At 67.6% G+C, this 25,667-nt stretch carries 23 protein-coding genes; 16 read left to right on the top strand and 7 right to left on the bottom strand.

All coding sequences use genetic code 11. The annotated features are described in order from the left end of the window. Positions 1–16: 16 nt before the first annotated feature. Positions 17–958, bottom strand: coding sequence for a CysB family HTH-type transcriptional regulator (locus RALTA_RS12035; RefSeq protein WP_012353708.1), 942 nt, complete (start codon positions 956–958; stop codon positions 17–19). Between the two features lie 161 nt (positions 959–1,119). Between RALTA_RS12035 and RALTA_RS12030 the strand changes: the two genes are divergently transcribed. The 7 genes from RALTA_RS12030 (at position 1,120) to cobA (ending at position 8,259) form a co-directional block, all read left to right on the top strand. Continuing rightward, a complete protein-coding gene (locus RALTA_RS12030; RefSeq protein WP_012353707.1) occupies positions 1,120–1,893 on the top strand; it encodes a sulfite exporter TauE/SafE family protein in 774 nt (257 codons plus the stop codon). Between the two features lie 28 nt (positions 1,894–1,921). Next, the gene (locus RALTA_RS12025; RefSeq protein WP_012353706.1) at positions 1,922–3,604 is read left to right on the top strand and encodes a nitrite/sulfite reductase; all 1,683 of its coding nucleotides are present in this window, start codon (positions 1,922–1,924) and stop codon (positions 3,602–3,604) included. Between the two features lie 18 nt (positions 3,605–3,622). Continuing rightward, positions 3,623–4,207 carry a DUF934 domain-containing protein gene (locus RALTA_RS12020; protein WP_012353705.1) on the top strand — a complete coding sequence of 195 codons (585 nt, stop codon included), beginning with the start codon at positions 3,623–3,625 and terminating at the stop codon, positions 4,205–4,207. Next, positions 4,204–5,007 carry a phosphoadenylyl-sulfate reductase gene (locus RALTA_RS12015; protein ID WP_012353704.1) on the top strand — a complete coding sequence of 268 codons (804 nt, stop codon included), beginning with the start codon at positions 4,204–4,206 and terminating at the stop codon, positions 5,005–5,007. The genes RALTA_RS12020 and RALTA_RS12015 overlap by 4 nt, the downstream gene beginning before the upstream one ends. Before the next feature lie 12 nt (positions 5,008–5,019). Continuing rightward, complete coding sequence (gene cysD / locus RALTA_RS12010; protein WP_012353703.1) at positions 5,020–5,985, top strand: sulfate adenylyltransferase subunit CysD; 966 nt, start codon at positions 5,020–5,022, stop codon at positions 5,983–5,985. A 130-nt stretch (positions 5,986–6,115) separates the two neighbouring features. Next, positions 6,116–7,420: a sulfate adenylyltransferase subunit 1 gene (locus RALTA_RS12005; protein ID WP_012353702.1), complete on the top strand. Its 1,305-nt coding sequence runs from the start codon at positions 6,116–6,118 to the stop codon at positions 7,418–7,420. A gap of 38 nt (positions 7,421–7,458) precedes the next feature. Continuing rightward, positions 7,459–8,259, top strand: coding sequence for a uroporphyrinogen-III C-methyltransferase (cobA, locus tag RALTA_RS12000; RefSeq protein ID WP_012353701.1), 801 nt, complete (start codon positions 7,459–7,461; stop codon positions 8,257–8,259). Between the two features lie 126 nt (positions 8,260–8,385). Here the strand turns inward: cobA and RALTA_RS11995 are convergent, their stop codons facing one another. The 3 genes from RALTA_RS11995 to lptF are packed head-to-tail and all read right to left on the bottom strand — an operon-like array spanning position 8,386 to position 11,095. Further along, complete coding sequence (locus RALTA_RS11995) at positions 8,386–8,781, bottom strand: sirohydrochlorin chelatase (protein WP_012353700.1); 396 nt, start codon at positions 8,779–8,781, stop codon at positions 8,386–8,388. Positions 8,782–8,789: 8 nt separating this feature from the next. Then, positions 8,790–9,968 (bottom strand): LPS export ABC transporter permease LptG, encoded by a 1,179-nt coding sequence (gene lptG, locus RALTA_RS11990; RefSeq protein WP_012353699.1) that lies wholly within the window; start codon positions 9,966–9,968, stop codon positions 8,790–8,792. Beyond that, complete coding sequence (gene lptF / locus RALTA_RS11985; RefSeq protein ID WP_012353698.1) at positions 9,965–11,095, bottom strand: LPS export ABC transporter permease LptF; 1,131 nt, start codon at positions 11,093–11,095, stop codon at positions 9,965–9,967. Before lptF ends, lptG begins: the two co-directional genes overlap by 4 nt. Before the next feature lie 187 nt (positions 11,096–11,282). Between lptF and RALTA_RS11980 the strand changes: the two genes are divergently transcribed. The 3 genes from RALTA_RS11980 to RALTA_RS11970 are packed head-to-tail and all read left to right on the top strand — an operon-like array spanning position 11,283 to position 13,799. Beyond that, positions 11,283–12,833 carry a leucyl aminopeptidase gene (locus tag RALTA_RS11980; RefSeq protein WP_012353697.1) on the top strand — a complete coding sequence of 517 codons (1,551 nt, stop codon included), beginning with the start codon at positions 11,283–11,285 and terminating at the stop codon, positions 12,831–12,833. Between the two features lie 34 nt (positions 12,834–12,867). Further along, a complete protein-coding gene (locus RALTA_RS11975; RefSeq protein WP_012353696.1) occupies positions 12,868–13,302 on the top strand; it encodes a DNA polymerase III subunit chi in 435 nt (144 codons plus the stop codon). Continuing rightward, positions 13,299–13,799 (top strand): hypothetical protein, encoded by a 501-nt coding sequence (locus RALTA_RS11970; protein ID WP_012353695.1) that lies wholly within the window; start codon positions 13,299–13,301, stop codon positions 13,797–13,799. Before RALTA_RS11975 ends, RALTA_RS11970 begins: the two co-directional genes overlap by 4 nt. Positions 13,800–13,965: 166 nt before the next feature. On the opposite strand, the gene ilvD is transcribed toward RALTA_RS11970, so the two are convergent. Beyond that, complete coding sequence (gene ilvD, locus RALTA_RS11965; RefSeq protein ID WP_012353694.1) at positions 13,966–15,639, bottom strand: dihydroxy-acid dehydratase; 1,674 nt, start codon at positions 15,637–15,639, stop codon at positions 13,966–13,968. 346 nt (positions 15,640–15,985) lie between these two features. Here ilvD and lgt point away from each other — a divergent pair, with 346 nt between their 5' ends. Beyond that, entirely contained in the window at positions 15,986–16,804 is an 819-nt protein-coding gene (gene lgt, locus RALTA_RS11960) for a prolipoprotein diacylglyceryl transferase (protein WP_012353693.1), read from the top strand. A gap of 33 nt (positions 16,805–16,837) precedes the next feature. Here the strand turns inward: lgt and RALTA_RS11955 are convergent, their stop codons facing one another. Both RALTA_RS11955 and RALTA_RS11950 read right to left on the bottom strand, forming a co-directional pair. Then, positions 16,838–17,857 carry a M48 family metallopeptidase gene (locus RALTA_RS11955; protein WP_012353692.1) on the bottom strand — a complete coding sequence of 340 codons (1,020 nt, stop codon included), beginning with the start codon at positions 17,855–17,857 and terminating at the stop codon, positions 16,838–16,840. Positions 17,858–17,863: 6 nt separating this feature from the next. Further along, on the bottom strand, positions 17,864–18,955 hold the full coding sequence (locus RALTA_RS11950) for a YjgN family protein (RefSeq protein ID WP_012353691.1): 1,092 nt from the start codon (positions 18,953–18,955) through the stop codon (positions 17,864–17,866). Between the two features lie 763 nt (positions 18,956–19,718). On the opposite strand from RALTA_RS11950, the gene RALTA_RS11945 reads away from it, so the two are divergent. From RALTA_RS11945 to RALTA_RS11925, 5 genes are all read left to right on the top strand, one after another. Further along, positions 19,719–20,435 (top strand): GntR family transcriptional regulator, encoded by a 717-nt coding sequence (locus tag RALTA_RS11945; protein WP_012353690.1) that lies wholly within the window; start codon positions 19,719–19,721, stop codon positions 20,433–20,435. Positions 20,436–20,507: 72 nt separating this feature from the next. Further along, entirely contained in the window at positions 20,508–21,971 is a 1,464-nt protein-coding gene (locus RALTA_RS11940; RefSeq protein ID WP_012353689.1) for a malonyl-CoA decarboxylase domain-containing protein, read from the top strand. 158 nt (positions 21,972–22,129) lie between these two features. Beyond that, positions 22,130–23,143 (top strand): Bug family tripartite tricarboxylate transporter substrate binding protein, encoded by a 1,014-nt coding sequence (locus RALTA_RS11935; RefSeq protein WP_012353688.1) that lies wholly within the window; start codon positions 22,130–22,132, stop codon positions 23,141–23,143. Positions 23,144–23,186: 43 nt separating this feature from the next. Beyond that, positions 23,187–23,969: an enoyl-CoA hydratase/isomerase family protein gene (locus tag RALTA_RS11930; protein ID WP_012353687.1), complete on the top strand. Its 783-nt coding sequence runs from the start codon at positions 23,187–23,189 to the stop codon at positions 23,967–23,969. 69 nt (positions 23,970–24,038) lie between these two features. After that, positions 24,039–25,592, top strand: coding sequence for a malonate--CoA ligase (locus tag RALTA_RS11925; protein ID WP_012353686.1), 1,554 nt, complete (start codon positions 24,039–24,041; stop codon positions 25,590–25,592). The last annotated feature ends 75 nt before the right edge of the window (positions 25,593–25,667 follow it).

Raw genomic sequence — 25,667 nt, 5'->3', positions numbered from 1 at the left:
CGGCCGCGTGGCCGCTTCAGAGTTCGTAGGCTTCGTGTTCGCCGGACATGGCCTGCTCGACCAGCTTGCGGTTGAGCGTCGGCGAGAACAGCTCGATGAAGGTATAGACAAAGCTGCGCAGGTAGGCCCCCTGCTTGACGGCCAGGTGGGTCACGTTGCTGCCGAACAGGTGCCCGGCGGCAATGCCGCGCAAGTTGCGGTCGCGCTCGGCATCATAGGCGACGCCGGCGACGATGCCCACGCCCAGCCCGATTTCCACATACGTCTTGATCACGTCCGCGTCGATGGCCTCGAGCACGATGTCCGGCGCCAGGTGGCGCAGCGCGAAGGCCTTGTCGATCTTGGTGCGCCCGGCGAAGTTGGCGTCATAGGTGATCAGCGGGTAGCCCATCAGGTCTTCCAGCGCCAGGTGCTTCTTGTCCAGCAGCGGGTGCTCGGGCGGCGTAATCACCATATGGGTCCACTGGTAGCCCGGCAGCGACACCAGGTTCTTGTCGCTGGAGATGCCTTCGGTGGCGATGCCGATGTCGGCCTGGTCGTGCAGCAGCATATCGGCGATCTGGGCCGGGTTGCCCTGCTGGATCGACAGCCGCACCTTGGGGTAGCGCTTGGTGAACTCGCTGATCACGCGCGGCAGCGCATAGCGCGCCTGGGTGTGCGTGGTGGCGATGGTGAAGTTGCCCTGGTCCTGTGCCGCATAGTCCATGCCGACCCGCTTCAGGCTTTCCACCTCCTGCAGGATTTTCTCGACCGAGCTGAGGATGCGGCGGCCCGGCTCCGTCAGGCTGCGGATGCGCTTGCCGTGGCGCGTGAAGATGTCGACGCCCAGTTCTTCTTCCAGCTCGATGATGGCCTTGGATACGCCGGGTTGTGATGTGTAGAGCGCTTTAGCGGCCTCGGTCAGGTTGTAGTTCTGCCGGACGGCCTCCCGCACGAAGCGAAACTGGTGCAAGTTCATATATCTGCGTTCGTATAAACAAACAACTTCTTATTAGTTTGAGGTATGAGGCCAGTTTATTACGATTCTCGAACTTTGTTAATGAACGGCCTGCCCTCGGTGCGCCTTCTCGCCGCGGCCAGCACGGCGAGACCCGCGGGCCACGCCACACCGAGTCCCCCATGTCCCTGGCCTATACCGTTTCTGGTCTGTTCGTAGGCGTCCTCGTCGGCCTGACCGGCGTGGGAGGGGGTTCGCTGATGACACCGCTGCTGACGCTGCTGTTCGGCTTCTCGCCCGCTACCGCGGTCGGCACCGACCTGGCCTTCGCATCCATCACCAAGGGTTTCGGCACCATTGCGCATCGCGCCCACGGCCACGTGCAGTGGCAGGTGGTGCGGCGCCTGTGCATCGGCAGCCTGCCGGCGGCGGTGGCCGCCATCCTGGTCCTGAAGAGCGCCGGCGAACTCGACGGCCGGTGGCTGCATGCGATCCGCGTGACCATCGGCGTGTCGGTGCTGCTGACGGTGCTGTCGCTGCTGTTCCGCCGCCAGATGCTGGCCTGGCTGGAACGCAACCCGCGCTTCCAGCTGCATGGCCGCAAGCAGGTCGTTGCCACCGTCATCGTCGGCGCGGTGATCGGCGTGCTGGTGACGGTCTCGTCGATCGGTGCCGGCGCGGTCGGCGCCACGCTGATCCTGCTGCTGTATCCCCACATGAAGCCGGCCGAAGTGGCCGGCACCGACATTGCCTACGCCGTCCCGCTGACGGCGCTGGCCGGGCTGGGCCACGTTTGGCTCGGCACGGTCGACTGGAATTTGCTGCTGGCGCTGCTGGTGGGTTCGATCCCCGGCATCTGGCTGGGCGCGCAACTGTCGCGGGCGCTGCCCGAGCGGCTGGTGCGTGCCGCCCTGGCGACGACGCTGACACTCGTCGCCATCAAGCTCGTTTCCTGAATTCAACGAATACTGAACGGACCCCGCCATGTATCAGTACGACCAATATGACCAGCGCATCGTCGCCGAGCGCGTCGCCCAGTTCCGTGACCAGGTGCGCCGCCGCCTGTCCGGCGAGCTGACCGAGGAAGAATTCCTGCCGCTGCGGCTGCAGAACGGCCTGTACATGCAGCGCCATGCCTACATGCTGCGCGTGGCGATCCCGTACGGCCTGCTGTCGTCAAAGCAGATGCGCAAGCTGGCCCATATCGCGCGCGAGTACGACCGCGGCTACGGCCACTTCTCGACCCGCCAGAACATCCAGTACAACTGGATGGAACTGGAGCGCGTGCCCGACGTGCTGGCCGAGCTGGCCAGCGTCGAGATGCACGCCATCCAGACCTCGGGCAACTGCGTGCGCAACATCACCACCGATCACTTCGCCGGCGTGGCGCCGGACGAGTCGGTGGACCCGCGCGTGCTGGCCGAGCTGCTGCGCCAGTGGAGCACGTTCCAGCCGGAATTCGCCTTCCTGCCGCGCAAGTTCAAGATCGCGATCTCGGCGTCGGCGGACGACCGCGCCGTGGTGCAGATGCACGACATCGGCGTCTACGCCTACAAGAATGCCGACGGCGAAGTGCGCCTGCGCATCCTGGCCGGCGGCGGCCTGGGCCGTACGCCGATCCTGGGCACGGTGATCAAGGACGACCTGCCGTGGCAGCACATGCTGACCTACATCGAGTCGGCGATCCGCGTGTACAACCGCTATGGCCGCCGCGACAACAAGTACAAGGCCCGCATCAAGATCCTGGTGAAGGCCATCGGCGCCGACAAGTTTGCCCAGGAAGTCGAGGAAGAATGGCAGCACAGCAAGGACGGCCCGGCCACGCTGACGCAGGCCGAATTCGACCGCGTGGCGCAGTACTTCACGCCGCCGGCGTATGAAAAGCTGGCCGACACCGACGCCTCGTACGAAAAGCACCTGCTCGAGGACAAGGCCTTCGCGCGCTGGGTCAGCCGCAGCGTGCACGGCCACAAGGTGCCGGGCTACGCCGCGGTGACGCTGTCGACCAAGCCGGGTTTGGTGTCGCCCCCGGGCGATGCCACCGATGCGCAGATGGAAACCGTGGCCGACCTCGCCGACCAGTTCGGCTTCGGCGAGCTGCGTGTCGCGCACGAGCAGAACCTGGTGCTGCCCGACGTGAAGAAGCAGGACCTGTACGCGCTGTGGCAACTGGCGAAGAAGGCCGGCCTGGCGACGCCCAACATCGGCCTGCTGACCGACATCATCGCCTGCCCTGGCGGCGACTTCTGCTCGCTGGCCAATGCCAAGTCGATTCCGATCGCGCAGGCGATCCAGGACCGCTTCGACGATCTCGACTACGTCCACGACCTGGGCGAGATCTCGCTGAACATCTCGGGCTGCATCAACGCCTGCGGCCACCACCACGTCGGCAATATCGGCGTGCTGGGCGTCGACAAGGACGGTTCGGAGTGGTACCAGGTCACGCTGGGCGGCGCGCAGGGCAACCAGACCGCGCTGGGCAAGGTGATCGGCCCGTCGTTCAGCGCCGAGGAAATGCCCGACGTGGTGAGCCGGATCATCGACACCTTCGTGGCCAACCGCATCGAAGACGAACGCTTTATCGAAACCCTGTCCCGCATCGGCATCGCCCCGTTCAAGGAGCGCGTCTATGCCGACAAGCAACCGCGCGAGCGCGCCGAAGCCTGAGGACCGGAGAGACTGAACATGGCAAAGATCATTCAACTGCAACGCGAGGGTGGGAACGTCACCCCGGTGATCGTCGAAGACAACTGGACCGTGCTGCGCGCCACGGAAGAGCAGCCGCTGACCGAAGAGCAGGTCGCTGCCGCAGCGCAGGGCCAGGACGCCGTGCTGTTCCCGCTGTCGGTGTGGAAGGCCAACGAAGCGCTGCTGGCGGGCCGTGACGCGGCCCGCACCGGCGTGTGGCTGGCGCCCGAAGACGAGCCGGGCGATGCCGCCGCGTACTTCGACCGCGTGTCGCTGGTGGCGGTCGATTTCCCGGTGTTCCGCGACGGCCGCGGCTTCTCTACGGCCTACCTGCTGCGCACCCGCTACAAGTGGGAAGGCCAGCTGCGCGCCATCGGCGACGTGCTGCGCGACCAGCTCAACTTCATGAAGCGCTGCGGCTTCGATGCATTCGCGGTGCGTGCCGACAAGAACATCGACGACGCCATCAAGGGCTTTACCGAGTTCACCGTGACCTACCAGGCGTCGGTGGACGAGCCGCTGCCGCTGTTCCGCCGCGCGCGCGCCGAAGTCGGTGCCGTGCAGTCGAAGGAAACGGCATGAGCACGGTGCTGAGCGAAATCGCGGTGGTCGATGCCGGTGCGGTGTCGGCGCTGCGTCCGCCGGCGCTGTGGGTCGCGCCGGAGTATACCGGCAGCATCGAAGCGCTGGAGCAGAAGGAGCGCGAGCTGGCCGAGCGCCTGGCGGGTATCGCCGGCCGTTTCTTCCGCGCGCGCTTTGCCTCCAGCCTGGCGGCCGAGGACATGGTGCTGACCGACGCGATCCTGCGCGGCAGCGAAGCCGTGCGCGCTGGCATCCGCGTGTTCACGCTGCAGACGGGGCGCCTGCACGCCGAGACGCTGGCGGTGCTGGACAAGGTGCAGGCGCACTACGGCTACACCATCGAGCAGTTCACGCCGGATGCCGAAGCGGTCGAGAACTACCTGAAGAAGCACGGGCTGAACGGCTTCTACGACAGCATCGACTTGCGCAAGGCATGCTGCGGCATCCGCAAGGTCGAGCCGCTCAACCGCGCGCTGTCGCATGCCGACGCCTGGCTGACCGGCCAGCGCCGCGAGCAGGCCGTGACGCGCGCCGAGCTGCCGTTCGAGGAAATGGACGAAGCCCGTGGCATCCCCAAGTTCAACCCGCTGGCGGACTGGAGCGAAGCCGAAGTCTGGGCCTACCTGAAGCGCCATCAGGTGCCGCTCAACGACCTGCATGCCAAGGGCTATCCCAGCATCGGCTGCGAGCCCTGTACGCGCGCCGTGCGCGCGGGCGAGGACTTGCGTGCGGGACGGTGGTGGTGGGAGAGCAAGGACTCGAAGGAGTGCGGGCTCCACGAACAGAACATCAAGCATTGAGGCCGTAAGAAAATGGGCATCATGAACGACATCGCAGAAGCCACCTCCAGCGTGGCGCACCTGTTGCAGGTACAGAACGACCATCTCGACCGCCTCGAAGCGGAATCGATCTACATCATCCGCGAGGTCGTGGCCGAGTGCCGCAACCCGGCGCTGCTGTTCTCCGGCGGCAAGGATTCGATCGTGATGCTGCACCTTGCGCTGAAGGCCTTCCGCCTGGGCGACCGCAAGATCGAGCTGCCGTTCCCGCTGGTACATATCGACACCGGCCACAACTACCCGGAAGTCATCACGTTCCGCGACCAGCGCGTGGCGGAACTGGGCGCGCGCCTGGTGGTGGGTCACGTCGAGGATTCGATCAAGCGCGGCACCGTGCGCCTGCGCAAGGAAACCGATTCGCGTAACGCGGCGCAGGCCGTGACGCTGCTGGAAACCATCGAGGCGCACAAATTCGACGCGCTCATGGGCGGTGCCCGCCGCGACGAAGAGAAGGCCCGCGCCAAGGAGCGCATCTTCTCGTTCCGCGACGAGTTCGGCCAGTGGGACCCGAAGGCCCAGCGCCCCGAGCTGTGGAGCCTGTATAACGCCCGCATGGCGCAGGGCGAGCAGATGCGCGTGTTCCCGATCTCGAACTGGACCGAGCTGGACGTGTGGCAGTACATCGCCCGCGAAAACCTGGCCCTGCCGCCGATCTACTACGCGCACCAGCGCGAAGTGGTGCGCAAGAACGGCCTGCTGGTGCCGGTCACGCCGATCACGCCCAAGCAGGACGGCGACGTCAGCGAAGTGCTGTCGGTGCGCTTCCGCACCGTCGGCGACATCAGCTGCACCTGCCCGGTGGCCAGCGTTGCCGATTCGCCGGAAGCGATCATCGCCGAGACCGCGGTGACCGAGATCACCGAGCGCGGCGCCACCCGCATGGACGACCAGACCAGCGAAGCCTCGATGGAGCGCCGCAAGAAGGAAGGCTACTTCTAAGTCCCCCGGCCAGAGATTGTCGTCATTCCCGCGAAGGCGGGAATCCAGTGTCTTACCAGCGCCCCGCGCGCGCAGAAAGTCGCTGGGCTCCCGCCTTCGCGGGAGCGACATGCGAATACAGGATTGCACCATGACCCACGAATCTAACCATCAAGGCCTGCTGCGCTTCATCACCGCCGGCTCCGTCGACGACGGCAAGAGCACGCTGATCGGCCGCCTGCTGTACGACAGCAAGGCCGTGCTGTCCGACCAGCTGACCGCGCTGGCCAACGCCAAGAACAAGCGCACCGCCGGCGAGCAGATCGACTTCTCGCTGCTGACCGACGGCCTGGAAGCCGAGCGCGAGCAGGGCATCACCATCGACGTGGCCTACCGCTACTTCTCGACCGCGCGCCGCAAGTTCATCATCGCGGATACGCCGGGCCACGAGCAGTACACCCGCAACATGGTCACCGGCGCCTCGACCGCGCATGCGGCCATCGTGCTGGTCGATGCCACCCGCGTTACCGTCACGGACGGGCGCGCCGAACTGCTGGCGCAGACCAAGCGCCATTCGGCGATCCTGAAGCTGCTGGAAATCCAGCACGTGATCGTCGCCGTCAACAAGATGGACCTGGTCGACTACAGCGAACAGACCTTCAACGAGATCCGCAGCGCCTACGCCGAACTGGCCGAGCAGCTGGGCCTGAAGGACGTGCGCTATGTGCCGGTGTCCGCGCTGCGCGGCGACAACATCGTGCATGAGAGCGACGCCATGCCGTGGTACCAGGGCGAGCCGCTGCTGCCGCTGCTGGAAGAGCTGCCGGTGGAAGAAGCCGCGCCCGAGGACGACGCCGCGCTGCGCTTCCCGGTGCAGCTGGTGATCCGCCAGGACGGTTCGCAGTCGGACGATTTCCGCGGCTATGCCGGCCGCGTGGAAGCCGGCACCGTGCGCGTCGGCCAGAAGCTGCGCGTGCTGCCCGCCAACCGCGAAGCGGTGGTGGCCGAAGTGCTGACCCCGAACGGCGCGGCGGAATCGGCCAACGTCGGCGACACGGTCACCGTGCGCCTGGCCGAGGATGTCGATGTATCACGCGGTGACATGTTCGTCGCCGCCGATGCGACCGCGGCTTCCGCCAAGAAGCTGCAGGCCGACCTGTGCTGGTTCGACGACGAGTCGCTGAACCCGTCGCGCAAGTACGTGCTCAAGCACACCACGGCCAGCGTGTTCGCGCGCGTGTCGGCGGTGGAGCGCGTGCTGGACGTGCACACGCTGTCGCACGAGACCGGCCGCCACGACATCCGCCTGAACGACATCGGTTCGGTGCAGATCTCGCTGCAGAAGCCGATCGTGTGCGATGCTTACGGCGACAACCCGGCGACCGGCGCCTTCGTGCTGATCGACGAGGCGACCAACCACACGGTGGCCGCAGGCATGATCCGTGCGTTCTCCTGATCGGTAACGAACGGGATCGACCGGACAAGGGGCTGGAGATGGGCAAGCAGGCACAGAAGACTTTCGGCAAGGTGTACCTGATCGGGGCAGGCCCCGGTGCGGCAGACCTCATTACGGTGCGTGGCGCACGGCTATTGGGCGAAGCCCAGGTGGTGCTGCACGACGCGCTGGTGTCGCCGGAGATGCTGGCCTGGTGTTCGCAGGCGGAGCTGGTCGAAGTCGGCAAGCGCTGCGGCCAGCGCTCCACCGCGCAGCTGTTCATCAACCGCCAGATCGTGGATCTGGCCAGCAAGTATGAGCGCGTGGTGCGCCTGAAGGGCGGCGACCCGATGCTGTTCGGCCGCGCCGACGAGGAGCTGCAGGCGCTGGAAGCGGCCGGCATCGAGTACGAGGTGGTGCCCGGCATCACCGCCGCGCTGGCGGCCGCTTCCGCTATCGGCAAGCCGCTGACCAAACGCGGCGTGTCGCGCAGCGTGGCCTTTGCCACGCAGGCCAAGGCCGCGGACGGCGAGGGCTCGGCCGATATCGAAGCCGCGGTCAGGGCCGATACGCTGGTCTACTACATGGGCCGCGACCAGGCCGCATCCATAGCCGCGCAGCTGATCGCGCACGGAAAGCCCGCCTCGACGCCGGCCTGGGTGGTGGAAGCCGCCACCACGCCGCAACAGCGCAGCCGCGAGTTCACGCTCGGACAGATGGCGGCCGGTGAAGCGGCCGCGTGGATCGATCCGGTACAGCCGAGCCTGCTGATGATCGGCGCCGCGCTGGCCGCGCGCGCGACCGAGGCGCCGCGGGAGGATGCGGACGTGGCCGAAGTACGCACGCCGCGCGCTGCCTGAGGTATTTCTCCCCTCTCCCGCAAGTGGGAGAAGGGAGCAGTGCAGCGGTCATTGATGTCTTGCAGAAAAAACTAACCCCGTGGCGGATACTCCGGCACGGGGTTTTTCATTGACGTCGTCAGTACCTCAGGCTTCCGGGGCAGCCCCAGGCAGCGACGCCACGCAATACGCCGCAATCGCCTCCAGCACCGCATCCGACTCGCCCACCGCCGCCGCGCAATGAATGCGCAAGCCGGGATGCGCCTGCCGGCATTGCTCGATCAGCGCCGGCAAATCGCGCCGGATATGTCCGCCCTGGCCGAAGAACACCGGCACCACGGTGACCTCGGTCACGCCTTCCGCCGCAAGTTGGGCCAGCGCATCCGCCAGCAGCGGCGACATCAGTTCCAGGAACGCCAGTCGTACCGCGCAGCCGGGCAGGGCGGCAACCAGCTTCTGCTGCAAACGCTCGAACGGCTCGCGCCAGCGCGCATCGCGCGCGCCATGCGCGAACAGGACCAGGGCGCGGTCGCCGCTTGCCATGGCCGTCCTCAGTGCCGGTCGACCCAACGCAGCGCCAGCAGCGCCACCATCAGGTAAAGCGTGCCCGGCACCAGCGCCGAGATGATCGGCGGCCACGTATGCAGCAGGCCGACGTGCGAAAACAGCGTGTTGGACAGGTGGAACGACAGCCCCAGCATGATGCCGCCGAACACCTTCACGCCCACCGCGCCGGCACGCGCGTGCAGGTAGGCGAAGGGCAGGGCCAGCGCCACCATCACGAACAGCGTGAGGGGGTAGATCACCTTTTTCCAGAATGCGATCTCGTAGCGCTGCGTGTCCTGCTTGTTATCGCGCAGGTGGCGGATATAGCGGAACAGGTCCAGCGTCGACATCCGCTCCGGCGTGACCAGCAGCACCGACAGGATCTGCGGGGTCAGCTCCGAATGCATGGCCACGCGCGGGAACTTGACCTGCTCGGCGCGGAAGTCCGGCGCCAGCGCGTCGCGCGGCGGCGTGGCGGCTGCCGGCTGGGCGCCCTGTGCGTGCGGGGCCAGCTCGACGAAGCGGGTCTCGCTGACGTTCTGCAGCTCCCATGACTGCCCGCCCTGGTAGCGACCCTCCTGCGCCACGCGGATCACGCGCAGCCGGTACTGGGGGTCGAACTCATACATGGTGATGCCGGTAATGGTCTGGTCCGGCCGCAGGCCGGCGACGTTGACGAAGCGGGTGATCTCGCCATCGCCGGCAGGATCCTTGTCGCGGTCCTTTACCCAGACCCCGGAGCGGAAGCCCGACGACACCGTCGCGCCGATCGCTTCCAGCTTGACCTTCTGCGCGTACTGCTCGGCGCGCGGGCCGATGAACTCGCCGAAGATAAAGGTCACCAGCGCCAGCGGCACCGCCAGCTTGAACAGCGAGAACAGCGCCTGGCGCGTGTTCAGGCCGGCGACGCGGAAGATGGTGTACTCGGACTGGCTGGCCAGCTGCGAAAACACATAGATCGCGCTGATCAGCACCGCGATCGGCAGCACCTCGTAGACCCGCGTGGGTGCCTGCAGCAGGACGTGGAACAGGGCGACCAGCGAGGTGTACTGGGCGTTGACGTTCTCCAGCTCGTTGAGCATGTCGAAGAACACGAACAGCGACAGCACCGCGAACAGGATGAAGGCGAACACGCCATAGACCAGCCGGCCGAAATAGCGTTCGTAGACGCGCAGGATCCTCATGCCCGGCCTCCGGCCGTGGCCGCGGCATCGCGCTTGCGCAGCCCGAACACGGCGCGCCAGCCACCCAGGCTGCGGTTCTGGCGATAGCGGAACAGCAGCAGCGCGCCCAGGAACACGGCCAGGTGGATCGGCCACCAGGCCAGCCAGAACGGGATCGAGCCGTTGCGCACCCAGGACTGCGACAGGTTGATCAGGTTGCTGTACGTCAGGTAGATCAGCACCGCGAACACCAGCGGCGTGTAGCGGCCCAGGCGCGGGTTAACGTAGGCCAGCGGGATCGCGATCATGACGAAGTTGAAGGCAAGGATCGGCAGCGAGATGCGCCACACCAGCTCGCCCAGGTTCTCGCGCGTGGGATTGCGGATCAGGTCGATGGTGTCGCGGCTCTTGGGCGGCAGGCTGGCCTCGGACTCGGGCGGCTTGTTGTCCACCTTGACCGCATAGCGCTCGAACTCGACGATGCGGTAGTCGATCTGGCCGGGCGTGCCGGAATAGCGGCGGCCATTCTCCATCACCACCAGGCGGTCGCCATTGGGCATGGTCTCGAACTGGCCCTGGTGCGCCAGCGCCACGCCGATCTTGTCGGCTTCGGCGTTGGCAACGAAGACATTGCGCGCATGCTTCATGTCGGCGTCGATGCCTTCGATGAACAGCACGTAGTTGGCCTTGGCCGGCTCGATGAAGCGGCCGGCGGCGATCATCGACATCACCCCGCGCTGCTCGAAGCGGTCGCGGAACAGCGCGCTCTGCTGGTTGGCCCACGGCCAGGCGAACAGGCCCAGCAGCAGCGCCAGCACGATGAAGGGGGCGGCGAACTGCAGCACCGGCTTGACCAGGTCGCGCAGCGAGATGCCGGCCGAAAACCACACCACCATTTCCGAGTCCTTGTACCAGCGCGTCAGCACGATCAGGGTGGAAATGAACAGCGTGGCCGACAGCAGGATCGACAGGTAGCCGATGGTGGCCAGGCCGATCAGCATCAGCACGTCGTTGGGGCTGGCCTTGCCGTTGGCGGCCATCCCCAGGATGCGGATCACGAGCGAGGTGAGCATGAAGGTCAGCATCACCAGGAACACCGCCCCGGCGGTGTAGGCAAGCTCGCGTCGCAGGGCTTGTTGAAGGATCATGCGGGTTCGGTTCCGGGCTGCCGGCCGGAGCGGGCGATGTGCCGTGCGAGGTGCCTGGCAGAACGGCTGGCTGACGGCACAGCGTGCTGTCAACGTGACCGGGGCGTATCAGCGGCGGCAGGTCGCGGGGTAAAAATCGCGGATAATGGAGGCTTTCGTGTCTAACGAGCCCCTGGAAGGAAGCGCGATGGAATTTAGCACAAAAGCCCTGGATTGGAGCAAAGCCGGCCAAAATGGTTTCCTGGCGACCAAGACCGACTGCCTGGTGGTCGGCCTGTTCGAAGGCCAGAACCTTGGCGGCGTCGCCAAGGCCCTCGATGTGGCCACCAAGGGCTTGGTGGGACGGCTGGTCAAGCAGGGCGACTTCGAGGGCAAGCGCGGCACCCACCTGATGCTGCACGAAGTCGCCGGCGTGGGCGCCGCCCGCGTGCTGCTGGTGGGCCTGGGCAAGGAAGCCGACTTCACCGACAAGGCCTTTGCCGATGCGGTGCGCACCGCGGTGCGTGCCTTGTCGTCCACGCGTGCGACCTCGGCGCTGTGGTGCCTGGCGCAACAGGCGCCGCAGCAGCGCGACGTATCGTGGGCCGTGATCACCACCATCACGCTGGTGCGCGAAGCCGGCTACCGCCTGCTCGAGCGCCATCCCGGACTGAAGCGCGCCAACGCCCAGAATGCGGCCAGCGGCAAGCCCAACGGCAATGACAAGTCCTCGCTGCGCAAGGTCGTGATCGCGGTCGACAGCGGCGATGCCCGCGCCGCCACCCAGGCCGCGGTGCGCGGTACCGCCATCGCCAACGGCATGGAGCTGACGCGCGACCTGGGCAACCTCCCCTCCAATATCTGCACCCCGACCTACCTGGCCAATACCGCGCGCAGCATCGCCAAGCGCCACAAGCTCAAGGCCGAGATCCTCGGGCGCAAGCAGATCGAAGCCCTGAACATGGGCGCGTTCCTGGCGGTGACCAAGGGCAGCGCCGAGCCGCCCCAGTTCATCGTGCTGCGCTACGACGGCGGCGGCGCCAGGCAGGCGCCGGTGGTGCTGGTGGGCAAGGGCATCACCTTCGATACCGGCGGGATCTCGCTCAAGCCGGGCGAGGGCATGGACGAGATGAAGTACGACATGTGCGGCGCCGCCTCGGTGCTGGGCACGATCCAGGCCGTGGCCGAGATGGGCCTGAAGCTCAATGTCGTCGCGGTGGTGCCCACCTGCGAGAACATGCCCAGCGGCGTCGCCACCAAGCCGGGCGACGTGGTCACCAGCATGTCGGGCCAGACCATCGAGATCCTGAATACCGACGCCGAGGGCCGCCTGATCCTGTGCGATGCGCTGACCTATGTCGAGCGCTTCAAGCCGGCCGCGGTGATCGACGTGGCCACCCTGACCGGCGCCTGCATCATCGCGCTCGGGCACGTCAACAGCGGCCTGTACGCGCGCTCCGACGCGCTGGCCGATGCGCTGCTGCAGGCTGGCCGCCGCGCCATGGACACCGCCTGGCGCATGCCGCTGGACGACGAATACCAGGACCAGCTCAAGTCCAACTTTGCCGACATGGGCAATATCGGCGGCCGTCCGGCCGGCAGCGTTACCGCGGCCTGCTTCCTGGCGCGCTTCACCGAGAAGTACGACTGGGCCCACCTGGACATCGCCGGCACCGCGTGGAAGAGCGGCGCGGCCAAGGGCGCCACCGGCCGCCCGGTGCCGCTGCTGACGCAGTTCCTGATGGACCGCGCGGCCTGACGGCGGCGCCACGGAGCAGGAGCGGCAACCGTCCATGACGCGAATCGACTTCCACAGCAACGTGCCGGACGTGCTCGGCTATGTCTGCCGGCTGGTCCGCAAGGCCTACGGCGCCGGGCAGAAGGTGGTGATCCACGGTGCGCCGGCGCAGCTGGCGGACCTGGACGCGCGCCTGTGGACCTTTTCCGCGCTGGACTTCCTGCCGCATTGCGGCCTGGAAAGCCCCAACGCGGCGGTCACGCCGATCCTGCTGGCCGCCACCACCGAGGGCGTGCCGCACCACCAGCTGCTGATCAACCTGGCTGAAGAAGCCCCGGCGCAGTTTGCCAGCTTCGAGCGGCTGATCGAGGTGGTGGGCGCCGGCGATGCCGCGCGCGAGGCCGGCCGGCAGCGCTACCGGTTCTACCGCGAACGCGGCTATCCGCTGACGCACCACGACATCGGCCAGCCCAAGGGAGACGCCGCATGAGCGAACGCACCACCTCGCGGGTGATCCCGCGGCCGGAACCGCACGACAGCATCCCGCTGCTGACCGAGGTCGTCGAACTGCCGGATGCCGGCACTGAAGCCGACACCGAAGCGCCGGCGCAGGCGGGCGCCGCGGCGGACGACGGCGTGATCGACACCTTTGGCATGGACGATGCCGGCATGGTGATGCAGGTGGGCGACACCGGCGACGCCGCGCTGGACGACGCGCTCGTGCCGGCCCCGGCCGTCGCGCAGACGGACGCCGGCGACGACGACCTGCGCGCGGTGCGCACCGAGCTGCTGAGCCGCGTGATGATGCGCTTTCGCACCGAATGGCCGCAGGTGGTCGCGGCGCACACCGAAGCCACGCTGCAGTCCCGGCTCCCGCAGCTCGCGGCCCAGCTCGCCAGCGAGCTGACGCAGTCGCTGGAAGCGCGGCTGGTCGAGTGGCTCGACGCGACGCTGGAGGAGATGGAGAAGGCGCCGGGTGGGGATTGAAGCTTGAGCTCCGGCTATTCTCCCCGCTCCCTCTGGGAGAGGGGCGGGGGAGAGGGCAGGAGCTTCCACGAAGTGAATACCGTCGTTCTTGCGTGCGCCGGCCCTCTCCCCCGGCCCCTCTCCCGCAAGCGGGAGAGGGGCGCAGACCGCCGGCATGCGAGACGCCTCAGTCCGTCACCGCGCCCTTGCTCGCTGTCGATGCCAGCCGCGCAAACTTCGCCAGCACCCCACGCGTATAGCGCGGCGCCGGTGCTTTCCAGTCGGCACGGCGCTTTGCCAGCTCTTGCTCCGATACATTTAGCTGCAGCAGCAGCTTGTGCGCATCGATGGTGATCGAATCCCCTTCCCGCACCAGCGCAATGGTGCCGCCGACGTAGGCCTCCGGTGCGACGTGCCCGACCACCATGCCCCAGGTGCCGCCCGAAAAGCGGCCGTCGGTGATAAAGCCCACCGACTCTCCCAGGCCCTTGCCGATGATGGCCGAGGTCGGCGCCAGCATCTCCGGCATGCCGGGGCCGCCCTTGGGGCCGAGATAGCGCAGCACCAGGATGTCGCCGGGGTTGATGCGGTCCGCCAGGATCGCGTCCATCGCGCTCTGCTCGTCCTCGAACACGCGTGCCGGGCCGGTGATGACCGGGTTCTTCAGGCCGGTGATCTTGGCGACCGCGCCCTCCTCGGCGAGGTTGCCCTTGAGGATGGCCAGGTGGCCCTCGGCGTAGAGCGCCCGCTCGATCGGCAGGATCACGTCCTGGTCGGCGCGCGGGGCGTCGGGCACGTGCTCGAGTTCCTCTGCCAGGGTGCGGCCGGTGATGGTGATGCAGTCGCCGTGCAGCAGGCCGGCCTTGAGCAGGATCTTCATCACCTGCGGGATGCCGCCGGCGCGGTGCAGGTCGGTCGCCACGTACTGGCCCGACGGCTTGAGGTTGCAGAGTACCGGCACCTTGCGGCGGATGCGCTCGAAGTCGTCGATGGTCCATTCCACTTCGGCGGCGTGCGCGATCGCCAGGTAATGCAGTACCGCGTTGGTGGAGCCGCCCGTGGCCATGATCAGCGCCACCGCGTTCTCGATCGAACGGCGCGTGATGATGTCGCGCGGCTTGAGGTCGCGCTTGACGGCCTCGACCAGCACGCGCGCCGATTCGGCGGCGCTGTCGACCTTCTCCTGGTCCGGATTGGCCATGGTCGACGAGTACAGCAGCGACATGCCCAGCGCCTCGAACGACGAGCTCATGGTGTTGGCGGTGTACATGCCGCCGCACGAGCCGGTGGACGGGCAGGCGTTCCGCTCCACCCCCTCGAAGTCTTCCTCGCTCATGCGCCCCGCGGTGAACTCGCCCACGGCCTCGAACGACGACACGATGGTCAGGTCCTTGCCCTTCCAGTGGCCGGGCTTGATGGTGCCGCCGTAGACATAGATGCCCGGCACGTTCGTGCGCGCCAGCGCGATCATGCCGCCCGGCATGTTCTTGTCGCAGCCGCCGATCACCACCACGCCGTCCATCCACTGGCCCTGGGCCGCGGTCTCGATGCAGTCGGCGATGACCTCGCGCGAGATCAGCGAGTACTTCATGCCCTCGGTGCCCATCGACATGCCGTCGGAGATGGTCGGGGTGCCGAACACTTGCGGGTTCGCGCCGGCGGCGCGGATCGCGTCGATGGCCGAGTCGGCCAGGCGCTGCAGGCCGGCGTTGCACGGCGTGATGGTCGAATGGCCGTTGGCGATGCCCACCATCGGCTTGTCGAAGTCCTCCTTCTGGTAGCCGAGCGCGTAGTACATCGAGCGGTTGGGGGAGCGCGCCACGCCTTGCGTGATGTGCCGGGAGCGCTTGTTGAATGCCATGGTGGGTGTCTCCTGGATCCTTGTTCTGTGCCCCGCGCGGGCGCGCGCCCGGCGCCGGGATGGGCCAAGAATGACGCTTGCGTTTTGGCGTGTCAAATGGATTGTTCGCGCACTGGCGGGCCCCGGCCGGCAGGCCGGGCTTGCCGGGCGCGGCGCGGATTTGTGACATCATTACGGGCTACGATGCGTGCGCGGGCCAGGTGTCGGCATTGCCGTGCAACCTTCGCCGCACCCGCGCGTCATACCTGGCGCTGCCCGATGCCGGCTCGCATGGCGCAGACCGGCGGCTCCCGGCAGCTGGCGCAGCCGGCATAGCCGCAGCCCCACAACCACCATTCACGCCAACATGCTGATTCATCCCCAGTTCGACCCGGTTGCCATCCACCTGGGCCCGCTTGCGATCCGCTGGTACGGGCTGATGTACCTGGCCGGGTTCATCATGTTCCTGTGGTTCGGCCGCCTGCGCATCCGCCAGCCGCATGTCGCCGCCAGGGGCTGGACCACGCGCGACCTGGACGACATGCTGTTCTTCGGCGTGCTGGGCGTGATCCTGGGCGGGCGGCTGGGCTATGTGCTGTTCTACAAGCCGTCGTACTACCTGTCGCATCCGATGGAGATCTTCAAGGTGTGGGAGGGCGGCATGGCCTTCCATGGCGGCTTCCTCGGCGTGGTGGTGGCGATGTGGCTGTTCGGCAGGCTGCGCCGGCGCCACTGGATGGAAGTGACCGACTTCATCGCGCCGATGATCCCCTGCGGACTGGCCGCCGGGCGCATCGGCAACTTCATCAACGGCGAGCTGTGGGGACGTGCCACCGACCTGCCGTGGGGCATGATCTTCCCGCAGGCCGGCGACAATATCCCGCGCCATCCGTCGCAGCTCTACCAGTTTGCCGGCGAGGGCGTGGCGCTGTTCGTCATCCTGTGGCTGTTCGCGCGCAAGCCGCGGCCGATGGGCGCGGTGTCGGGTGTCTTCCTGATCGGCTACGGCGCGTTCCGCTTCGCCGCGGAATTCGCGCGCGAGCCCGATAATTTCCTGGGCCTGCTGGCGCTGAAACTGTCGATGGGCCAGTGGCTGAGCCTGCCGATGATCCTGGCGGGCATTGCCATGGTGATCTGGGCCTACCGCCGCCAGCCCGGCGCCGGGGCGCCGCAGCCGGCGGCCTGAGCCCCGCCCCCCCCGCCGTGCCCGCGCGCCGTGCTAGCGGCCGGCGCGGCGCAACGTGTCGATGCGCGCCTGGGTATGCGGGTGCGTCGACAGGAAGTCTTCGCCACGACTGGCCTGCGCTTCGCCGGGCTTGCCCTCGCGCTGCTCCAGCGCGACCAGCACGTCGGCCAGCGCCGCCGGCGGCAGGCCGTTGCGCTGCATGACGTCGATGGCATAGGCGTCGGCCTCGCGTTCGTGGTCGCGCGAATAGCGCAACGTCAGCATGGCGGCGGGTACGCCCGCCAGCACTGACGAGATATCGCCGAACAGGTAGGCGGACAGTGCCGCCAGTGCCGATCCCTGGATCACCTGCTGCAGCCCGTGGCGGCGTGCCACGTGGCCCGCTTCGTGGGCGAGCACGCCCATCAGGCCGGCGCCGGTGCCCGCCACGCCGACCAGCTCGTCGGTGACGATGATGGTGCCGCCCGGCAAGGCCAGCGCATTGGCGCCGATCTCGCCGCCCTGGCGGAACAGGATCTGGTAGTCGTGCGCCGCGTCGCGCGGGCGCCGCAACGCCGCGAAGCCGGCGCGGATGCGGGCCTGCTCGGCGGCCGGCAATTGCGTCGGCCCGACCACGCCGTTGTCCAGGCTGGCCAGCGTCAGTTCACCCAGCCGCGCCTCCAGTTCGGCCGGCACCGCGCGTGCCATCATGCCCGCGCCCCACGGCAGCAAGACGTAGTAGCCCAGCACCAGTACCGCCACCAGGCCCGCCACGGCCATGCCTGCCAGGCGCCAGCTGTTCTGCGCGCGCGCCACCAGGCTGTCTCGGTGGCCGGTGGCGGCCAGCAGGCGGTCGAAAGCGGCATGGTCGGCGACTTCGCAGAAGGCGCCGTCGGCAAAGGTGACCAGCCGGGGCGCGCGCCGCACGCGTTCCGACACGCGCAGCTGCGACAGCGGCGCGCGCCGCAGTTCGGTGCCGTCGGCGTCGCGCAGCACGGCCTGCTGCGCCTCCACGGCGAGCGTGGCCGGATGCGCGCGCGACGAGCGGCCGTCGAAGAAGGTGACCGGAACCATGGCGCGTCAGAGCGCGATGTCGATGTCGTACCAGTCTACTGCCGCATCCCCCAGTGCGCCCACTTGCTGGACTTCGCCGGCGACGAAGCTGTCGAGCGAGCCGGCCGCCAGCATGGTCACGCACTGCAGGCGGTAGCGTGTTGCACGCACGCGCGCGAACGGCACGAACAGGCCCAGCGTCAGCGCGATGGCAATCAGGTTGGTGACGAAGATGAAGACCATGCGCGCGGCGCTCACCTCGCTGCGGAACGCGTGCGGCGCCAGCGTGGTGTGGCTCCACACCACGTTCTGCAGTCGCGCCATCAGGTAGGGGCTGACCGACAGCATGCCCAGGTAGAAGCCGGCGATGCCGAAGCCGAGCAGCGCCGCCGCGCCGAAATTGCCGATGCCCGGCGCCATCAGGAAGCCGGTCACGGCCATCACCAGCGTGGCCGCCAGCACCACGCCGAAGGCGCGCAGGTAGGCCTGGTAGAAATGCCCCGCCGTGGCATGGAAGCCGAACGGTGCGGTGCCGAAGCGCGTGTGGTTATGCTGGTAGCGCTTGAAGCGCTGGTGCGCCACCGGCCCCAGCAAGCCCAGCGTCGCCACCGCGGCCAGCGGCCACAGCACGAACACGCGGTAGGCCTCGGCATCGCCGCCGGTGAAGGCGAAGCGCAGCCCGCGGTAGCCCGAGTTGGCCATGCGGAACCGCAGCGAACGCACCAGCAGCAGGGGGAACACCGCCAGCAGCACCAGCAGCATCGCCAGTGCCAGGAACGGCGAGAAGGTCGAGGCAAACTGGAAGGCGAGCACCAGCGCGAACACGATGGCCCGGCCTCTCAGGATCGCCGACGGCTTGCCGTGGTAGTCGAAGCTGGCGCCGTCCAGCCGCGTATTGCGATAGAAGTACTGCAGCGTGCGCACCTTGGCCCAGGCCGAATAGATCCCAAGGGTAACGAGGGTCAGCAGCGCATTGACGATCCAGATCCGGAAATACTCCGAGCCCGAACCGGTAAAGCTCAGGGCGAGCGGTCGCAGCGCGGCAGGGTGTGGGGCGGTGGGTGATGCCGAGGCTGCCGGGGTGGGGGCCAGAGTGAAATCGCTGCTGCCAGCTTGCATGGCGTGAGCTCCAGGTGATGTGCGATCGATTCAGGAAAAAACCAGCCGGTAATCCGTGATGGCAAACGCTGTTTCAAAAACGCAACGATGCCAGCCGGGGCAATTGGGGCGACTGCCTCACATTCTGACATCGATAAATATCGCATACCGCACAATCCGCACAAGCGCTTGCTGCCGGCCTGTGTCTCAACGACATCACCATGGAAAACCCTCGTAACACTTCGGAAACATCCTGTTACACTATGACCATCCTGTAACAAATTTCGCTTGGGTGCCATCCATAAAATCAAGGGCTTAGCCCGACTGGCACGTAAATCGCTAGTGTTTTTGTTACAAGATGAGCGGCGAGCCACAGCCGCCACGGCAGTGCCAGGGGGGAGTACGGCTCTTCGGGTCGAGAGTTACGCTAGCCGCGCTGCACGGAGAAAGGGCACGGGAAAATCCACGCGCTTGGCGCGTTTGCAACAGGGGTGGCGCAGGGCCAGCGCCAGGTTAATCCATGGACCCACGCGGCGGATCCCACTCGGAACTCGCCAGCGATAATCACGCAGTACCGGCAGTTCTTTCAGGCGCGGGCGTTCCTTGCGGGGAGGCAGGGAACGCCCGCCGCACCTCATCTCTTCGTCCCCGGCTTTGCTTCAAGCGCCCGGCATTGCGGCGCAACATCGAAAGTTCTTGTATCGTTCGCGTCCTAATTCATAATTATGAATTATGGGATCCGGCGCAAACGCGCGTGTGCTCCCGAGGCGAGACAGGAGTGGGCATGCGCATCGTCCAAAAGGCGCTGTACCTGGAAGTGGCAGACCGGCTGCGCGCGATGATCGACGCGCATACGCTGGTGCCGGGCGCATGGATCGATGAGACCGCGATGGCCGAAACGCTGGGCATTTCGCGCACGCCGTTGCGCGAGGCGCTCAAGGTGCTTGCCGCCGAAGGCCTGGTGCGGCTGGAGCCGCGCCGCGGCTGCTTCGTCAATGAACTGTCCGAGCAGGACCTGGACGAAATCTTTCCGCTGATGGCGTTGCTGGAAGGACGTTGCGCGTATGAAGCAGCCCGCAACGCCACGCGCGCCGATCTCGACGCGCTCGACGGCTTGCACGCCGACCTGGCCCGTTATGCGCAGGCCGGCGATATCGATGCCTACTACGAGACCAACGCCCAGATCCACGAAGCGATCCAGCGGCTGGCGGGCAATCGCTGGCTGACCGGGCTGATCAGCGACCTGCGCAAGGTGCTGCGGTTGTCGCGCCACAAGAGCCTGAAGCTGCCGGGGCGGATCCAGGAGTCCTGCACCGAGCACCTGAGCGTGTTCGCCGCGCTCAAGGCCCGCGATCCCGAGGGCGCCGAAGCCATGATGAAGACCCACTTGCTGCGCCAGCGCGCGGCGCTGCAGGCCCTCGATGCCGGCAGCGCCGCGGCGCCGCCGGCGCTGGCCGTGCGCTCCCCGCCGGCCTTGCGCGTGGCGAGCGGCGAAGAGTAGCGCCCGGGCCCGCACCACGCCGGACCGGAGTTTTCCCCCACGTTCAGATCGACGCACCAAGGCAGGTACCGCATGAACTCCTTCGATACGGGTGACCAGAAGATCAGCGCGCCACTGGGCGAGAGCGAGCCGTCGGGCTCCAATATCCTGTCGCGGCTGGGCCGCTGGTGGGGGCGCAAGGGTGAGGCCGACGCCAGGGCCAATGGCGATGCCAGGGCCGCCACGCCTGCCGATGGCGAGACGCCGCTGCCGGCGCGCGTGGTGCGCCGCCAGCGCGAACAGCTGCGCCTGTGCTTCGATGCGCGCCTGACCGACGGCGCCGCCAACGCCGCCGCGCAGGCCTGGCAGGCCGAATACGAGGCCGCCGGCGAGGCCACGCGGCGCGGCATGCTGGCCGTGCTGGCCGAGGTGGCGAGCAGCGGCAGCGAAGAGGCCGCTGCCGACGGCGACAAGTCCGCGCGCGCGAGCCGTGCGCAGGCCAGCCAATCGAACCTGGGCCAGGCGCTGTCCAACGCGCGCATCCGCTTCTTCAAGCGGCTGGCCGCACTGCATGGCCAGCGCGGCAACAGCGCCTGCGGCCTGCACTTCCTGATCCAGCTGCGCGCCGACATGCTGCGCTGGCAGCGCCGCATGCCAGGGCTGCGCCCGCTCGACGAAGACCTGGAGGCCTTGTTCTCCAACTGGTTCGACGTCGGCCTGCTCGAGCTTCAGCCGATTACCTGGGACTCGCCCGCGTCGTTGCTGGAAAAGCTGATTCGCTACGAAGCGGTGCACGAGATTGCCTCGTGGACCGACCTGCGCAACCGGCTCGATTCCGACCGCCGCTGCTACGCCTTCTTCCACCCGCGCATTCCGCGCGAGCCGCTGATCTTCGTCGAGGTAGCCTTTGCCCCCGAGATGGCAGCCGACGTCCATACCCTGCTGGACGAAGCCGCGCCGCTGGAAGACCTGCGCCGCGTCAAGTGGGCGATCTTCTATTCGATCAGCAATACGCAGGCGGGGCTGCGCGGCGTCAGCTTCGGCAACTTCCTGCTCAAGCGCGTGATCGAGGAAGTGCAGCGCGAATTCCCGAAAGTGAAGCAGTTCGCCACCCTGTCGCCGATTCCCGGCTTTGCCGACTGGCTGCGCAAGCAGGACGGCGAGACCGTGGCGCGCGTGCTGGGCGACAAGCGGCTGGCGCGCTGGAACGAGCGGCACGGCAGCGCACCAGCCGACGGCGCGGCCTGGCTGGAGGCGCTGGCGCCGGATGCCGCCGATGCCGTGGTGCGCGACACCGCGCTGACCCTGGCCGCGCACTTCCTGGTGCGCGAACGCAACCAGGCTATGCCGGCCGACCCGGTGGCGCGCTTCCACCTTGGCAACGGTGCCTGCGTGGAGCGGCTCAACTGGGGCGCCGACCTGTCGCGCAAGGGCCGCAGCCAGAGCTGCGGCATGATGGTCAATTACCTTTACGTGCCCGAGGCGCTGGATGACAATCTGGCACGCCTGGGCGCAGGCAACCCGCGCATCAGCCGCAGCGTCGGGAAGCTGCTGTGATCCTGGTCCGGTCACGGGAATCGCCCTCGCACCCGCGGCGCCTGGCGCGCCGCGCCGTTTTGTCGGGAGCCCTGTCGTAGCAGCAACACCGCCGCGCGGCGCCCATGCCGGCGCGCGCGGCCATCAGATTGACTTTCCAGAAGAGAGAGGAGACAAAGATGAATCGTCGTCAGTTCAGCCTGGCCGCCTGCGCGCGCGCCGTCGGCTTGGCCCTGGGCGTTGCCGGCGTCGGTGCCGGCGCCATGCTCGCCGCCCCGGCCGCGCATGCCGATACCTGGCCGTCCAAGCCGGTTACCGTAATCGTGCCGTTCCCCGCAGGCGGCGGCACCGATGCCTTCGCGCGCCCGCTGACAGCGCAGCTGTCCAAGCAGCTCGGCAAGCAGTTCGTGATCGACAACCGCGGCGGCGCCGGCGGCACGGTCGGCGCCAGCCTCGCGTCCAAGGCCGCGCCGGACGGCTACACCGTGTTTATCGGCGGCGCCCACCACGCCATCGCGCCGTCGTTCTACAAGAAGCTGGACTACGACATCGAGAAGGACTTCATTCCCGTCACGGTGATCGCGCAGCCGCCGCAGGTGGTGGTGGTCAATCCCAGCCGCGTCAAGGCCAACACGCTGCAGGAGCTGATTGCCTACGCCCGCGCCAACCCCGGCAAGCTCAACTACGGCTCGGCCGGCAACGGCTCGTCGCACCACCTGGCGGGCGAGCTGTTCAAGATCCAGACCAAGACCTTCATCACCCATATCCCGTACAAGGGCGCGGGCCCGGCACTGTCGGACCTGATCGCGGGCCAGGTCGACCTGATGTTCGACGGGCTGGGCTCGTCGGCGCAGCATATCCGAGCGGGCCGCATCAAGGCGCTGGCGGTGGCGTCGAGCAAGCGCTCGCCGGCCTTCCCCAATGTGCCGACCGCGGCCGAGGCCGGCGTGCCCAACTACGAGGTGTCGACGTGGTATGCGATGTGGGTGCCCAAGGGCACGCCCAAGGACATTGTCGACCGCCTCTATGCCGAAACCGAGAAGGCGCTGAACACGCCGGAGCTGAAGCAGGTCTGGCTGAACAACGGCTCGGAAACGCCGGCGTTCACGCCGGAGCAGTTCGGCCAGTTCCAGCACGCCGAGATTCGCCGCTGGGCCCAGGTGGTGCAGCAGTCCGGCGCCAAGATGGACTGAGACAGCACATGCCAATGCCGATCCGAAGCCAAGGGATGCGCCCATGAGCGGCACCGTGCGTTTTGCCGTGCAGGGCACCACCGCGACCGTGACGCTGGCGCACGCGGGCAAGCTCAACGCCATTTCCGCGCAGATGTGGCGCGAGCTGGCGGCCGGCTTTGCGCGGCTGTCGGCCGATACCTCGCTGCGCTGCGTGGTGGTGCGCGGCGCCGACGGCAACTTTGCCGCCGGCGCCGATATCGCCGAGTTTCCCGCCGAACGCGGCGACGAGGCCGCGGTGCGCCACTACCACATGGCCACGATCGCACCCGCGCTGGCGGCGGTGGCGCAATGCACGCATCCCACCGTGGCGATGATCGAAGGGGTGTGCGTGGGCGGCGGGCTGGAAATCGCCTGCCATTGCGACCTGCGAATCGCCGCCTCGGACAGCCGCTTCGGCGTGCCGATCAACCGGCTGGGCTTCCCGATGGCGCCCGGCGAGCTGCAAGGGCTGCTGGCGCTGGCGGGCCGCGCCGCGACGCTGGAGATCCTGCTCGAGGGCCGCGTCTTCGATGCCGCCGAGGCGCGTGACAAGGGCCTGCTGACCCGCGTGGTCGAGCCCGCCGCGCTGGCCGCCGAGGTCGACGCCACGGTGCGCCGCATCGCTGCCGGAGCGCCCGCCGCAGCGCGCATCAACAAGGCCACCATCCGCCGGCTGGCGCCATCCCCGGCGCCGCTGTCGGCGGCCGAGCTGGACGCGCATTTCGCCTATGCCGAAGGCGCGGACCACGCGGAAGGCGTCGCCGCGTTCCTAGCGCGCCGGCCACCGCAGTTCCACGGGAACTAGGGTGCGCCGCCGGCACTGCTTCCCGCCATCGTATGCTTCGCTTTCCTAGCCTTTCGTTCGCTCCTTACCATGAACGCCAACCTGTTCGCCCTGTTCGCATCCCGCTTCCCCGCTGACCGTACCGCCTGCTGCATCGAGACGCACGACGGCCTGTACTACAGCTGGGACGACCTTGACCGCGCCACCGCCAAGCTGGCCAACCTGCTGGCCTCGCTGCACCTGCCCGAAGGCGCGCGCGTGGCGGTGCAGGTGGAAAAATCGCCCGAAGCGCTGTTCCTGTACCTGGCCACGCTGCGCGCCGGCTACGTCTACCTGCCGCTGAACACCGCCTACCAGGAGGCCGAGATCGATTACTTCGTCGGCAACGCCGAGCCGTCGGTGGTGATCTGCAGCAGCAAGAACTTCGGCTGGGTATCCAAGGTGGCGTTCCGCCACGGCGTGAACCATGTCTTTACGCTCGATGACGACCGCAGCGGCTCGCTGCTGGCTCGCGCGGCGGGCAAGGCCGATAGCTTCGAGACGGTGGCACGCGCCGACGATGACCTCGCCGCCATCCTCTATACCTCCGGCACCACCGGCCGCAGCAAGGGCGCGATGCTGACCCACCGCAACCTGGCCTCCAATGCGCAGACGCTGCACGAATTCTGGGGCTGGCGCAGCGACGACGTGCTGCTGCACATGCTGCCGATCTTCCATGTGCACGGCCTGTTCGTCGCCTCGCATGGCGCGCTGCTGGCCGGCGCCAAGATGATCTGGGCGCCGAAGCTGGACATGGCGCAAGTGCTGAAATTCCTGCCGCGCTGCACGGTGATGATGGGCGTGCCGACCTACTACGTGCGCATGCTGCAGGAGCCGCGCTTCGACGACGACACCTGCCGCCGCATGCGCCTGTTCGTGTCGGGCTCGGCGCCGCTGCTGCTGGAGACCTTCGACGCTTTCCGCGAGCGCACCGGCCATACCATCCTGGAACGCTACGGCATGAGCGAGACCGTGATGCTGGTGTCCAACCCGTATGACCCGGCGCTGGGCGAACGCATCGGCGGCACCGTGGGCATGCCGCTGCCGGGCGTGTCGGTGCGCGTGGTCGACGGCGAAGGCAAGCGCTGCGCGCCGGGCGAGATCGGCAATGTCGAAGTGCGGGGCCCGAACGTCTTCAAGGGCTACTGGCGCATGCCGGAAAAGACCCGCGAAGAGTTCACCGACGATGGCTGGTTCAAGACCGGCGACGTCGGCCGCTTCGGCGGCGCCATCGTCAGCCAGGCCGGCGAGCGCGCCGTGCCGGACCACTACCTGACCATCGTCGGGCGCAGCAAGGACCTGATCATCTCGGGCGGCTACAACGTCTACCCGAAGGAAATCGAGAGCTTTATCGACGAGATGCCGGGCGTGGCCGAGAGCGCCGTGATCGGCGTGCCGCACGCCGATTTCGGCGAGGCGGTGGTGGCGGTGGTGGTGCGCAAGCCCGGTGCGGACATCGACGAAGGCGCGCTGATCGGCACGCTCAAGGGCCGCATCGCCAATTTCAAGGTGCCCAAGCGCGTGCACGTGGTCGACGAGCTGCCGCGCAATACCATGGGCAAGGTGCAGAAGAACGTGCTGCGGGAGAAGTTTGCGGGGCTGTGAGCGACCGCGGAAGGCTGGGGTTTGCTCCCCTCTCCCGCAAGCGGGAGAGGGAGCGCGCCGCCTGGCGGTCAAGCT

The sequence above is a fragment of the Cupriavidus taiwanensis LMG 19424 genome, from assembly GCF_000069785.1.
Classification (GTDB): domain Bacteria; phylum Pseudomonadota; class Gammaproteobacteria; order Burkholderiales; family Burkholderiaceae; genus Cupriavidus; species Cupriavidus taiwanensis.
The sequence above is the reverse complement of the archived record's forward strand: the minus strand, read 5'-3'. Positions and strand labels throughout refer to the sequence as shown.